This is a genomic window from Nocardia sp. 149-1B, from assembly GCF_057747975.1.
Window position 1 is genome coordinate 2,821,865 of the sequence record NZ_CM173233.1, and the last position, 12,424, is coordinate 2,834,288.

At 73.6% G+C, this 12,424-nt stretch carries 11 protein-coding genes; 5 read left to right on the top strand and 6 right to left on the bottom strand.

Annotated features, from left to right (window positions below; translation table 11 throughout):
* The first annotated feature begins 141 nt into the window (after positions 1-141).
* The 3 genes from AC3ANS_RS13605 to AC3ANS_RS13615 all read left to right on the top strand — a co-directional run bounded on the left by AC3ANS_RS13605 (position 142) and on the right by AC3ANS_RS13615 (position 2,550).
* The gene (locus AC3ANS_RS13605) at positions 142-798 is read left to right on the top strand and encodes a hypothetical protein (protein WP_488292126.1); all 657 of its coding nucleotides are present in this window, start codon (positions 142-144) and stop codon (positions 796-798) included.
* A gap of 79 nt (positions 799-877) precedes the next feature.
* A complete protein-coding gene (locus AC3ANS_RS13610) occupies positions 878-1,435 on the top strand; it encodes a copper chaperone PCu(A)C (RefSeq protein WP_488292127.1) in 558 nt (185 codons plus the stop codon).
* Positions 1,435-2,550, top strand: a complete 1,116-nt coding sequence (locus AC3ANS_RS13615; RefSeq protein ID WP_488292128.1) for a Dyp-type peroxidase — start codon at positions 1,435-1,437, stop codon at positions 2,548-2,550. Before AC3ANS_RS13610 ends, AC3ANS_RS13615 begins: the two co-directional genes overlap by 1 nt.
* Before the next feature lie 6 nt (positions 2,551-2,556).
* Here the strand turns inward: AC3ANS_RS13615 and AC3ANS_RS13620 are convergent, their stop codons facing one another.
* From AC3ANS_RS13620 to AC3ANS_RS13645, 6 genes are read right to left on the bottom strand one after another with little or no spacing between them, the layout of a single operon-like run.
* Positions 2,557-3,483 (bottom strand): lysophospholipid acyltransferase family protein, encoded by a 927-nt coding sequence (locus tag AC3ANS_RS13620; protein WP_488292129.1) that lies wholly within the window; start codon positions 3,481-3,483, stop codon positions 2,557-2,559.
* 7 nt (positions 3,484-3,490) lie between these two features.
* Positions 3,491-5,071 (bottom strand): NPN-dependent hydroxyacid isomerase, LarAH14/15/16 family, encoded by a 1,581-nt coding sequence (gene larAH, locus AC3ANS_RS13625; protein ID WP_488292130.1) that lies wholly within the window; start codon positions 5,069-5,071, stop codon positions 3,491-3,493.
* Positions 5,068-6,258, bottom strand: a complete 1,191-nt coding sequence (locus tag AC3ANS_RS13630) for a zinc-dependent alcohol dehydrogenase (RefSeq protein WP_488292131.1) — start codon at positions 6,256-6,258, stop codon at positions 5,068-5,070. The genes larAH and AC3ANS_RS13630 overlap by 4 nt, the downstream gene beginning before the upstream one ends.
* A gap of 10 nt (positions 6,259-6,268) precedes the next feature.
* Positions 6,269-8,566: an HAD-IB family hydrolase gene (locus AC3ANS_RS13635; RefSeq protein WP_488296497.1), complete on the bottom strand. Its 2,298-nt coding sequence runs from the start codon at positions 8,564-8,566 to the stop codon at positions 6,269-6,271.
* Between the two features lie 56 nt (positions 8,567-8,622).
* Positions 8,623-9,312 (bottom strand): DNA alkylation repair protein, encoded by a 690-nt coding sequence (locus AC3ANS_RS13640; RefSeq protein WP_488292132.1) that lies wholly within the window; start codon positions 9,310-9,312, stop codon positions 8,623-8,625.
* Positions 9,313-9,341: 29 nt separating this feature from the next.
* Positions 9,342-10,511 (bottom strand): universal stress protein, encoded by a 1,170-nt coding sequence (locus AC3ANS_RS13645; protein WP_488292133.1) that lies wholly within the window; start codon positions 10,509-10,511, stop codon positions 9,342-9,344.
* 253 nt (positions 10,512-10,764) lie between these two features.
* Here AC3ANS_RS13645 and AC3ANS_RS13650 point away from each other — a divergent pair, with 253 nt between their 5' ends.
* On the top strand, positions 10,765-11,697 hold the full coding sequence (locus tag AC3ANS_RS13650) for an ATP-binding cassette domain-containing protein (RefSeq protein ID WP_488292134.1): 933 nt from the start codon (positions 10,765-10,767) through the stop codon (positions 11,695-11,697).
* Complete coding sequence (locus AC3ANS_RS13655) at positions 11,694-12,380, top strand: ABC transporter ATP-binding protein (RefSeq protein ID WP_488292135.1); 687 nt, start codon at positions 11,694-11,696, stop codon at positions 12,378-12,380. Before AC3ANS_RS13650 ends, AC3ANS_RS13655 begins: the two co-directional genes overlap by 4 nt.
* Positions 12,381-12,424 lie beyond the last annotated feature (44 nt).

Sequence of the window (12,424 nt, forward strand, 5' to 3'; positions counted from 1 at the left end):
CCCGCCGCGTCCGCCCCGAGCCCCCGGAGACCAGCGATCTCGACCCACCCCGCGACCGCAGCCCCCGCGCCGCCGTTCCTGGTGTGGGGTCGGGCCGCCCTGCTCGGGGCCTCGATGCTCGCGGCGGGGACGGTGTCGCACGTGGCCGCCGGCGGCCTGCTGCCGCACCCGGCGGTCGTGCTGCTGCTGGGTCTCGGGCTCGTGGCGCTGGCGGCCCGGTTCGTGCTCGGCCCGGCCTCGACCCGGCGGATCGTCGCCCTGGTCGTCGTCGGCCAGGGACTTGCCCACACCACGCTCTCCGCGCTGGCCGGCCACCGCGGTGACAGCGGTACGCCGGGCCCGCGGGCCTCGTCGCTCGGCCTGCCGATGCCTGCGGCCTCCCTGCCGGTGGACGGGGACGGCCGCCGGGTCGGCTCGCTGCTCGACGCCTACGGCTCCTCCGCCGCGATCGCGCCCCACGACGGTCCCCGGGTGCCGCTCGGCGGGCTGCACCACCTGCTCCAGCACCTGACCGAGCAAGGACCGCTGATGCTGGCCGCCCACGTGGCGGGCGCGGTCGCACTCGGGCTCGTGCTCGCGGTCGGCGAACGGGCGCTGTGGGCCCTGCTGCACCTGGCCGCGGCTCGCCTGGTCGTGCTGGCCGCCGCACGCCGCAGCGCGGCCGCGGCGCTGGCGGTGCTGCTGGGCGCTGCCGCCGTACGCCGTCCTCGACCCCGGGCGAGCGGCTTCGTACCCGTCCCCCGGCTCGACCGCCCGGCGCTCTCGCGTCGCGGTCCACCCGCGCTCCTCGCCTTCTGACACCCATCCCACGGACCGCCGCCCACCGGGCCGGTCCGGCGCGCGCCCGCGCGCCCACCCCAGAACGAGGAGAACCCCCATGACGAACACTGCTGCGCGCCGCCGCCCGCGACGCACCCTGATGCCCGGACTCGCGCTGGTCCTCGCCCTGGCCGGCCTGGCCGGCCTGGCCGGCTGCGGCGAGGAGTCCGAGCCCGCCGCGGCCGCGGAGACCGGGAAGATCACGATCGAGGACCCCTGGGTCCGTGCCACCGCCGGCACCGAGGACCCCACGATGACCGCGGCGTTCCTGGTCGTCGACAACGAGACCGACGAGGACGTCACCCTCGAGACCGCGTCCTCGCCGGTGGCGGGGATGGCCCAGCTCCACGAGATGGCCGAGGTCGACGGCGAGATGGTGATGCGCGAGGCTCCAGGCGGCATCGTCGTCAAGGCCGGAGGCGGCCAGCTCCTCCAGCCCGGCGGCTACCACGTGATGCTGATGGACCTCAAGCGCGAGCTCGCGCCCGGCGACGAGGTCGAGCTCACGCTGGGCTTCTCCGACGGGACCACGCTCGAGGTCACGGCGCCGGTCAAGGAGTTCACCGAGGAGGGTGGCCACTACCACTCCCCGGGGACCGCGGAGCACACCCACTGATGGCGGGCCTGCAGCGCCGGCACTTCCTCGGGTACGCCGGGACGGCGCTCGCGGGCGCGGCGGCCGGCACGGCGGGAGGTGCTGCCTGGGGCGGGACCCGCGACGACGCGGCACCTCCCGGCTCCGCCGGCACCGAGGTCTCGCCGTACGGCGCCCACCAGCCGGGCATCGCCCGACCGAACCCCTCGGTGGTCGAGGTGGTCGCGCTGGACCTGCTGCCGGGCACCGACCGCGACGCGCTGGGCCGGCTGCTGCGGGCCTGGACCGGCGACGTCGAGGCGCTCGCCACCGGGCGCCCGACCCCGGGCGACACCGAGCCCTGGCTCGCCGCCGCGCGGGCCGACCTCACGGTCACCGTCGGCCTCGGGCCCGGTGCGCTCGCCGCGGGCCTGGTGGATCCGCCGGTCGGCTTCGAGCAGGTGCCGCCGATGCGGCACGACCGGCTCGACGAGGCGTGGTCCGGCGGTGACCTGGTGCTGGTCGTCGGTGCGCGTGACGGCACGACCGTCGCGCACGCCGTACGCCAGCTGCTCCGCGACGCGGCGCCGTTCGCCCAGCACCGCTGGCGGCAGACCGGGTTCTGGAACGGCGTCGACTCCCATGGCCGGCCGATGACGGGTCGCAACCTGTTCGGCCAGATCGACGGCACGGCCAACCCGGCGCCCGGCTCGGACGCCTTCGAGGAGGCGGTCTGGATCCCCGGGCCGCCCTGGGCGGGCGGCACCACGCTCGTCGTACGCCGGATCGCGATGGACCTCGACACCTGGGCGACGCTGACCCGTGACAAGCAGGAGCAGGCGCTCGGGCGCCGGCTCGACGACGGGGCGCGGCTCAGCGAGCCGGGGACGCGGGCGCACGCGCGACTGGCCATGCCGATGGAGAACGCCGGCGCGCGGATCTTCCGCAAGGGCGTCAGCTATGCCACCGGCCAGGAGAGCGGCCTGGTGTTCATGAGCTACCAGGCGTCGGTCGTGGGCCAGTTCGTGCCGATCCAGCGATCGTTGGACCGCAGCGACGCGCTCAACACCTGGACGACTGCCGTCGGGTCGGCGTCGTTCGCGGTCCTGCCCGGCTTCGCAGCGGGTGACTGGCTGGGGTCGGGGCTCCTCGGGTGAGGCGGGTCAGCGCCGCCAGGCGGTGAGCCGGCGGGCCGGGGCGTCGGCCTGGGGCGACTGCGTCTGCTGCCAGACGCGGCGCCACTGGGCGACGTCCGGCCCGGTCGGGTCGGGCGTCGCGCCGGTAGCGGCGCGGCGCCGGGCCTCCCACCAGGTGGTGGTGTCCTCGTCGAGCAGGGTCCCCACGGCCGCCTTGATCCGCGGGGCGAAGTCACGCACGGACTCGTCCGGGCCCGCGACCAACGGCTCACCGAACCGGATCGTCACCTGCCTCCGACCCGGAGAGGGCCAGCCCTGTCCGCGGGGCATCGCGGCGAACGTGCCCCGGTGGGCGACCGGCACGACCGGCACGCCGTGCTCCTTGGCGAGGAACGCCGCGCCCATCCGGAAGCGGCCCATCCAGCCGTCGGTCGAGCGGGTGCCCTCGGGATAGATCACCAGGCTCCACCCGTCGGCCAGCACCTCCCCGGGGGTGGCTGCCATCGTGCCGCCGCGGCGGTCGATCGGGAACGTGTTGAACAGCAGGGACGAGCCGACCGCGCGCCACCAGGTGTCGAAGAAGTAGTCGGCCGCGGCCGCCACCGCCGTACGCCGGCGCCACTCGTCGGGCAGCGACAGCAGGATCAGCGGGGTGTCGAGGTGCGAGGCGTGGTTGGCCACGAAGATCACCGGACCGTCGACGCGGTCGAGCACGTCGAGACCCTCGACCCGCGTGCGGACCTGGGAGCGGAACAGCGGCTCGAGGCCGGCCTTCTGCGCGACCTCACGCGCCGCCATCGCCGGGCGGCGGCGCGACCAGTCGGTGTGGAACACCGTCGACCGGGACGGCGGCACCCACTCCTCGGCCGAGCGCGGCACCTGGGCCCGCCGCCCCCAGCGCCACCCGCGGGCGACCAGCCGGACGTCGTCGACCGACTCCTTCAGGAAGCTCATTGCGGCATCACCGCACGTCCGCGAGCAGGTGCGGCGGGTTGTGCAGGTAGGTGATGGAGGGACTGGACCCGACCGTGCCCGAGGCCATCTCCAGCGCGTCTGCCAGCGTCGTCGCCGCCCGGAAGCCCAGCCGCGCGGCCACCCGCCGGTCGGCGCCGACCCAGATCACCTCGTCCACGTGGTCCATCGCGTGCGCCGCCCAGTACCACATGTAGAACGGGTGGACGCCGTGGTAGGCGTGCGAGGTCCGGTAGAGGTGGATGTACCAGGGGTCCTGCGCGAACTGCTGCTCGTACTTCTCGCCCACCACCGCGGGGTCGGTCGACTCGGCGAGCACCTCCTCGTAGAAGTCGACGTACGACGGGTGGTGGAGCTGGTTGAAGCCCTCGTTGAGCGGGTGGTAGAGGATCACCGCACCGCCCTTCCGGACGACCGGCTGGCCCCGGTAGGAGTTGAAGTAGTAGCCCAGCCCCATACAGGTGGCGAGGATCGGGTTCATCGAGGACCCGACGTTGTAGGGGCCCAGGTAGGGCACGCCCATGACGAGCACGTCCGATTGCCCCTGCACCTCGACCAGGTGCTGCTGGTGCACCTTGGCCAGCGTCCGCTCGTGCACGGCCTCGACCTCGCCGGCATTGACGCCGGTCAGCCCGTAGGCGCCGCGCAGGTCGTGGAACATCTTGTGCCGCAGCTTGGCGGGCGCCACCGCCAGGCCGCGGCGCATCGCGAGCATCGAGGCCTGGTCCTTGACCGACCACTCCCACTCGCGCTTCATCAAGAAGTCGTAGGGCCTGGGGAACACGTTGTTGTCCAGCGTGGTCTCGATCTGGAAGACCTTGACGTGCTCCTTGATCAGCCGGCCCATCCGCCAGGCGGAGTGGTGCATCTCGGAGTGCTTGTGGTCCATGAACGAGCGCGAGTGGACCATGGTCTTGGCGTTGTGGTGGTGGCGCAGAGACTTGTACGACGCGAGCCCGATGCCCACCGACTTGTGGCCGCCGTCCATCGCGACCAGGTTGACGTTGACGTACACCAGCAGGTCGGACTCCGCGGCCCGCTTGCTGATCTCGACGTCCTCGCCCTTGTCGGTGGTGCCGAGGTGGGCCAGGTTGTCGCGGTCCTCGGCGTCGAAGTTGTAGAGCTGACCCTGGGGGTAGAACGAGCGGAACACCCGCTCCCCCACGATGTGCTTGAGCTCGGCCGCCGTCATCCGGCGGTGCAGCGCGTTGGCGGCGATCAGCTGGACGTCGTCGACGCCGGCGTCGGCGGCCATCGTGAGCACCTGCTCGATGATCCGGCCTCGGACGTCGGGCGCCTTCATCGTCGGCAGCGGCAGCGAGAGGTCGTCGAACGCGATCGTCAGGCGCATCCCGGGCCGCAGCAGCTCGGGCAGCGGCTCGCAGTCGTGCGGGTGCAGCAGCGCCTCGCGGATCGCCTCCTCGACGTCCGGGACGGTCGGGATCGACTCCGGCGGGTAGACCACGCGGGTGCCGAGCGGAAAGCTCTCGAGCCGGAACCCGAGCCCCTCGTGCACGATCAGCGGCGGCGTGCGGTCGTCCACCTCGAGGACGAATCCAGGGCGACTCATGAGGAGCTCCTCGGGTCGAAGGCGACTTTCACCGTGCCCAGGCGGCCGGCGGAGTGGGCGTGGTCGAGCGCTTCGCGCCACCGGTGCAACGGATAGGTGGCGACGGACTTGGCGAGCTGCTGGACGGCGTCGGAGGCCACCAGCCCGGTGGCGCGCGCGAACGCGTCGTCGGACCTCGCCGAGGCATAGGTGCCGACCACCTCCAGCTCGCGGAACCATGCGGCGGACAGGTCGGCGCTCGCGGGCATGCCGGACAGCACGACCCGCCCGCCGGCGCGGGTCGACTGCAGCGCGGTCTCCAACGACTGCTTGCTGCCGACCGCGTCGACGGCGACGTCGACACCACCGAGGAGGTACGGCGAGGAGAACTCCGGCTCGAGCTGGAAGGCGCCCGTCGAACGGCGTACGCGCCGCAGCACCTCGCTCGGGGCGACGACCTCGGTCGCGCCGAGCTCGCGCGCGAGCTCACGCTGGTGGGCGTGCTTGGCGACGACGATGATCTCGCCGGCCTCGGTGAGCTCGCGCAGCGCCAGCGTCGCGAACAGGCCGACCGACCCGGCACCACTGACGAGCACCCGGTCACCGGCCCGGATGCCGGCGCGCAGCGCGGTGTGCACGGCGCACGCGACCGGCTCGATGAGGATCGCCTGCTCGTCGGAGAATCCTTCCGGCACCGGGCGCAGCTGGCTGCGGTGCGCGACCAGCTGCTGCCCCCAGCCGCCGCCCGTGTCGTGGCAGAAGCCGGTCTGGAGCCCGGGCGAGAGGTGGCCGACGGTGATCCGCGCGCAGCGGTTGGTCGCCCCGGTCGCGCACGCGTCACACGGCTCGACCCCTCGGGCCGCGCAGGCGAGCACGGGGTCGATCACGACACGTGTGCCGGCCGGCAGGTCCTCGCAGTCGTCGAGCAGCTCGGCGACCACCTCGTGGCCGGGCACGAACGGCAGCGACACGACCGCGGAGAAGTACAGGCTGGTGCGACCCGAGAGCGCGCCGAGGTCGGAGCCGCAGATGCCGGAGAGCCGGGTTCGCAGCCGCGCCCATCCGGGTCGCTCGACGCGGGGCTCCTCGATGGTCACCAGTCGCAGCGGGGCGGCGAACCCCGACAGCACGCCGGGCACCCGGCCGCCGATCGCCCGTCCGGCCATGGTCCGCGAGACCGACCGGAACATCTCCAGCGCCAGCATCATCGCTCGCTCCTCACGTCAGGTCCCCGGCCGGGTTGAGCGTGCGGGTGCTCGCGGTCGAGCTCGCCCAGTCGACGGTCGTCCACCGGTGCTGGCGGGCGTGCCGGAACAGCGGGATGTCGGGCCGCACGGCGACCGGGCGCCCCACGGCCTCCAGCAGCGGCAGGTCGGAGTGGGAGTCGGCATAGCCGTACGACGCCGCCAGGTCGATTCCGTGGGTGGCGGCGTACTGGCGCATCCAGGCGGCCCGCGACTCCCCGACCAGCGGCGAGGCGGCCAGGTGGCCGGTGCACACGCCGCGCTCGTCCACGGCCAGCTCGGCGGCCTCGACGTGGTCGAACAACGGCGCCAGCGGCCGGGTCAGCGGACGGATGGCACCGGTGATCAGCACGGTGTGGTGCCCGGCGGCGCGGTGCTCGCGGATGCGGCGTACGGCGTCCGGGGAGACCCGGGCGAGCACGTGGTCGGTGAGGTGGGCGTCGGCCACGGCCTCGAGGTCCTCGAGCCGGGCCCCGGCGTACTCGCGGTAGACCGAGCGCAGGAACGCGCTGCGCTCACGGCGCTCGGCCCGCACCAGCCCGGGCAGCCGGGCGGCCAGCCGGCCCAGCTCGGTGACCCGCTCGGAGCCGGTCTGCTCCCGCAGCCGCAGCCACAGGTAGGTCTCGATGACGTTCGAGGACAGCAGCGTCCCGTCCATGTCGAAGAACGCCGCCACCCCGTTGGTCGAGCTCGTCGAGGCCCCCGCACCCGACAGCGGCCTCAACCCCAGGTCGGCGTTGCGCTTGCGGGCCCGCCGGGCCTCGTCCATGCGGCGCACCGGCTCGGTCACCGCCGGGCAGTGCACCTCGCGCAGGTAGTGCGACCAGTCGACGACGGCGGTGTCGAACGCGAACCGCTCCTGGTCCTCGGGTGACAGCGACCGGTACAGCGCGAGCGTGTGGGCGTCGGAGAAGCGCAGCTCTGCCTGGGCGTACTCGTGGTAGAGGTCGAGGTAGCGGCGCAGGAACTGCAGCCGGCGGCCCTGCTGGTCGAGCTTGCGCGCGAGGTCGCGGGCGCGGTCGCTGCGCGGCGTGCGCCCGATGACGTAGTCGGCGACCTGGTAGGCCCGCTCGCTGGTGGTCAGCAGCCGCTCGACCGACTGGGCGCCGGGGAAGCGCCAGTCCGGCAGGCGGGCCGCACCCCGGTCACCCGCGGCGAACGGGTGCTCGTCGAAGTAGGACCGCACGTTGGCGTAGAGGTTCCGGAACGTCAGTGGGTTGCGGTCACCCGAGGACACGTGGAAGTACGCCGGAGCGCCGACCTCCGGCGGGTGTGCGAGCACCGCGACGATCGCGGCGACCACGTGGTCGACGGGCACGATGTCGACGATCGTGTCGGCGGCGGCCGGGAACTCCGGCAGCTCACCGCGCCCGTAGGCGAGGATCAGCGGCTCGGCCATCTTGAAGCCCTCGATCCACCCGGGACGGGGCTTCACCAGGGCCGACTCGATGATGCTGGGCCGCACGATCGAGACCCGGGCGGTGGCCGCGTGGGCCTCGACGACCCGCTCGCCGAGCGCCTTGGTGAACGTGTAGCAGTCGGTCCAGCCGAGGCTGCGGGCCCGCTCGGTGCCGACCCGCACCAGCTCGGTCTTGACCCACTCCTTGCGGGCGGCCTCGGTCGCGCTCGCAGCCGTGAGCATGCCGGCCCGGCTGTGCGCCTTCTCGGCCTTGCGGCGCTCGCGCTCGAGCACGAACGCGCTGCGGCTCTGGTGCTCGATCGAGCGCCGCTGTGCCAGCCCCCAGGCGAGCTCGGCCTCGAGGTCGACGTCGTGCTCGACCGGACCCTCGGGGATCGAGCCGCGTCGGCGCCCGGCGACGTACGCCGTCGAGATGTGCACGTAATGCACTCGGTGGTTGCGATCGACATCTCTGATTCTCTGGATCAGGTCCCGGGTGCCGACCACGTTGGTGGTGAAGCCCTCGTCGACCGGCGGGTCGAAGGAGACGTCGCCGGCACAGTGCACGACCGCGTCCAGGTCGTCGGGCAGCGCGGGCACGGCGGCGAGGTCACCCTCGAGCACGCCGACGCGGGCCGCCATCAGCGCCTCCACACCACCGGCGGCCTCGACGACCGGCGCGAAGATCGGCTTGCGCAACAGGGCCGCGGTCCTGCTGTCCGCACCGGTGGACCCCTTGGGCCGCACGAGCACAGTCACCCGGACGCCGGGCACCTCGGCGAGCAGCAGCTGCAGCAGCGCCTCGCCGACGAATCCCGTGACACCCGTCAGCAGGACGTGCCGTCCCGAGAGTCGATCGGCCACCGATGCCATCGTCACCCGAGGGATTGTGCCATCGCCCCGGTGTTGCGTGCGTCACAGGTCCGGAGTCACAGGTGCTTGAGCGCCTCGCGCCGCGACAGCGCGGAGAGACGCTCCCCGAGCCGGTCGACCTCCGCTCGCACCCAGGCCGGGTCGGTGCGCGCGCGGTCCCGCAGCGCCCACCCGACCGCCTTGCGCAGCCAGAACGTCTCGTCCTCGAGGTTCGCCTCGATCGCGTGGCGCAGCAGGTCGGTGTCCACGTCCGCGTGGGCGCCGACCTGGCAGAGCACGGCCGTACGCCGCAGCCACGGGTGCTCGTCGGTGGCCCAGGCTCGCACCACGGGCGTCACGGACGCTCGGTCGGCTCGCAGCGCGACACCGACGAGGTGGACCGCGACCACGTCGACGACGTCCCACCAGGCACCGGTCACCACGAGGTGCCGGGACAGGTCCAGCGAGCCGGCGTCGAGCCACGGCCGGGCCCGGCGGTGCCGGGCGACCGCGAGCGCGGCGTACCACTCCTCACGGTGCCCCGCCTCGTCCCAGAGCAGGCGCACGGTCGCCTCCCAGGACGCCCGGTCGAGCGGCACGTACCCCTTCAGGAGCGGACGCAGGAGCGCGGTGAGTTCGGGTGAGGAGACGCCGCGGTAGGGCATCGCGGACTTCATGTACCGCTGCTGGTCGGCGGCCCGCACGGGGTCACCCGCGCCGGCGAGGGCCGACCGGATCGCGGCCACCAGCTGCGTGTCCGGTCCCACGGAGCCAGGTTAGTGGGGTGGGGGCTCGGCTAGGGCCAGGAGCGGGTGGCGCCGGCGCGCACGAGCAGCTCGGCGACCTCACGGGTCTGCCACGGCTTCGCGGTGGTGGCGCCCCAGCCCCGCAGGGCGGCGAGCGCGGCCTCCGCGAGCAGGTCGGTGTTCATCGTGACCGAGCGGATCTCGGCGACGGCCTGGTCCACGGGGATGCGCAGTGTCACCAGGCGCTGAGCGCAGCCGTGCAGTCGCGCGACGGTCACCCGCAGGGCGTCCGCGTCGGCCTCGAGGCGGTCCTCGAGAGGCAGGACCACGGTCACGCACTCCACCTCCTCGGGCGTGGCCGCGCCGATGACGAGCTCGGCGAGCCGGCGGGCATGGCGGGCGCCCACGACGAGCACGTCGGCCTGCCGCCGCGCGCGGTGCAGCCACTGGTCGGTGGCGGCGTCGTCGACGACGAGCCGGACGTCGACGCCCGGCCAGCGCGAGCGCATGTCGCGGACCAGGTCGCTGAGCAGGAGCCGCTCGAACCCGAGCAACGACGGCCCGAGGCTGGCCTCCATGCGTGCGGTCGCGTCCATCAGGCCGATGTCGCGCGGGAACGGGTCGGCGGGCGGGTCGGGCAGGCAGTGGACCACGGTCAGCGGGAGGTCCCGCCGGTCGGCCTGCCCCCAGGCGTAGGCGAGGATCGACTGCGACTCCGGGGAGCCGTCGCACAGCACCACGACGCCCACCCCGGGAGTACGTCGCAGCCGCGGCACCACCACCGGGCACCCGGCCCGGGCCTTGACGAACCCGAGCGCCGAGGACATCAACGAGTCCTCCTCGGCCAGCGCGGAGCGCGATCCGACGACGAGCATCGCGGCGTCGGCGGACAGGTCGAGCAGGGCCTCGTGCGGGTCGGTCAGGCGCAGCACGTGGCGCACCTCGACGGCCGGCGCGATCCGATCGACCTCGGCCTGGGCCGCGTCGAGGACCTCTCGACCGGTGGCCGTCGTCGCGTCGATCACGTCGCGGAAGTCGATCGTCTGGAAGTCCACCCACGACGAGAGCGCCGCTCCGACACCGTGGACCAGCGTCAGCGGGGTCTCCTCGTCGACGGCCTCCTGGATCGCCCAGGCCAGCGCCTCCGCCGCGGCGGGAGTCTGGTCCACGCCCACGACGATGGTCCCACCGGGGACCGACTCGTTGCTGATGGCTGCCACCTCCCTGTGTGCGCGCCGTTCGTCATCCTGACGAGGTTCTCTTCGGCGGATCGGGGGCGGTTCTTAACGGTCGTCTGGACGGGTGGCGCAGGCCACGCGTACCCGCAGGCCCGGGCCTATGGCCAGGGGGCGGCGTCTCCGGCAGCATCGCCGGCAACATCATTGGCAACATCGTTGCCCGCGACCGCCGCGATCTCCTCCGGCGCCACCGGAGTGTGGCACGATCAGGCGGGATTGCGACGGGGAGGCACGGATGGCCCGAGAGCTCGCGCTGCCGGCCGCGGCGCCACGGGAGACGGAGTTCGGCCACGACGCCCTGATCGTCTGCGACAACCTCGTCCGCATCTACCAGACCGAGAGCATCGAGGTGCAGGCCCTCCAGGGCCTCGACCTCCTGGTGCACGAGGGCGAGATGATCGCCCTCGTCGGCGCGTCCGGATCCGGCAAGTCGACCCTCCTGCACGTCCTCGCCGGTGTCGACGCGCCCACTGCCGGCCGCGCCCGGGTCGCCGGGCACGACCTGGTGGAGATGCGTCGTGCCGACCGGGCCCGCTACCGCCGGCACGTGGTGGGCTTCGTGCGCCAGCAGGCCCAGCGCAACCTGGTCCCGTACCTGACCGCCCGACAGGTGGTCGACCTGCCGATGACGATCGCCGGCCTGCCCCGCAAGGAGCGTCGGGCGCGCGCCGACAGCCTCCTGGAGACGCTCGGGGTCGCTGGCTGCGCCGACCGCCGGCCCCACCAGATGTCGGGTGGACAGCAGCAGCGGGTGGCGATCGCGGTCGCCCTCGCCAACCAGCCGAGCGTGCTGCTCGCCGACGAGCCCACCGGCGAGCTGGACAGCGAGACCAGCGCGGAGGTCTTCACCGCGCTGCGGACCGCCAACCGCGAGCTCGGCGCCACGGTCGTCATCGTCACCCACGACGCGGCGGTGAGCGGACAGGTCGCACGAAGCGTCGCGATCCGTGACGGGCGGACCAGCAGCGAGACCTTGCGCGACGACACGGTCGGCGACGCCCTCGGCATGGCCGAGGAGTACGCCGTCATGGACCGCGCGGGACGGGTGCAGGTGCCCCGGGAGTTCCGTGAGGCGCTCGCCCTCACCCGCCGGGTGCGCCTGGCGCTGACCGCAGACCACGTCGAGATCCGTCCCGACGACCGTGGCCGGCGCGGCGAGGGCACATGACGGCCGCCGACGAGCCGATCATCGAGGCCCGGTCCCTGAGCCGCACCTACGGGTCGGGCCCGACGACCATGCACGCGCTCCGCGAGGTCTCCTTCGACGTCCGGCCCGGCGAGATGGTCGCCGTGGCCGGCCGGTCAGGATCGGGCAAGACCACGCTCCTCAACCTGCTCGGCGGTCTCGACAAGCCGGACGGGGGCACCCTGCGCGTGGTCGGCAGCGACGTCCCCGCGCTGGACGACCGGGAGCTCAGCCGCCTGCGCCGGGATCAGATCTCCTACATCTTCCAGACCTTCGGCCTGATCCCCACCCTGACGGCGAGCGAGAACGTCGGCGTGCCACTACGGATGCGCCGGATGCCGGCCGCCGAGCGCGAGCGGCGGGTCGAGCTGTTGCTGGACCTGGTCGGGTTGCGCGACCACGCTCGGCAGCGGCCCGGGGAGCTCTCCGGCGGCCAGCAGCAGCGGGTGGCCATCGCCCGGGCGCTCGCCGGGTCGCCCCGGCTCCTCCTGGCCGACGAGCCGACCGGACAGCTCGACGCCGAGACCGGGCGCGCCGTGATGGCGCTGCTGCGGGCCATCGTCGACACGGAGGGAGTCACGGCCGTCGTCGCCACCCACGACCCCGTGATGATCGCGATGGTCGACCGGGTCCTCACGATCGCCGACGGACGCGTCGAGGGCTGAGATGACGCCTCCGTGCTGACGCTGGCCCTCCGGCGCGCCCGAGT

What these genes read in the sequence shown, in the direction of transcription:
- AC3ANS_RS13610 (WP_488292127.1), top strand. Translation starts at nt 878, where the DNA reads ATGACGAACACTGCTGCGCGCCGCCGCCCGCGACGCACCCTGATGCCC.
- AC3ANS_RS13615 (WP_488292128.1), top strand. Translation starts at nt 1,435, where the DNA reads ATGGCGGGCCTGCAGCGCCGGCACTTCCTCGGGTACGCCGGGACGGCG.
- AC3ANS_RS13620 (WP_488292129.1), bottom strand. Translation starts at nt 3,483, where the DNA reads ATGAGCTTCCTGAAGGAGTCGGTCGACGACGTCCGGCTGGTCGCCCGC.
- larAH (WP_488292130.1), bottom strand. Translation starts at nt 5,071, where the DNA reads ATGAGTCGCCCTGGATTCGTCCTCGAGGTGGACGACCGCACGCCGCCG.
- AC3ANS_RS13630 (WP_488292131.1), bottom strand. Translation starts at nt 6,258, where the DNA reads ATGATGCTGGCGCTGGAGATGTTCCGGTCGGTCTCGCGGACCATGGCC.
- AC3ANS_RS13635 (WP_488296497.1), bottom strand. Translation starts at nt 8,566, where the DNA reads ATGGCATCGGTGGCCGATCGACTCTCGGGACGGCACGTCCTGCTGACG.
- AC3ANS_RS13650 (WP_488292134.1), top strand. Translation starts at nt 10,765, where the DNA reads ATGGCCCGAGAGCTCGCGCTGCCGGCCGCGGCGCCACGGGAGACGGAG.
- AC3ANS_RS13655 (WP_488292135.1), top strand. Translation starts at nt 11,694, where the DNA reads ATGACGGCCGCCGACGAGCCGATCATCGAGGCCCGGTCCCTGAGCCGC.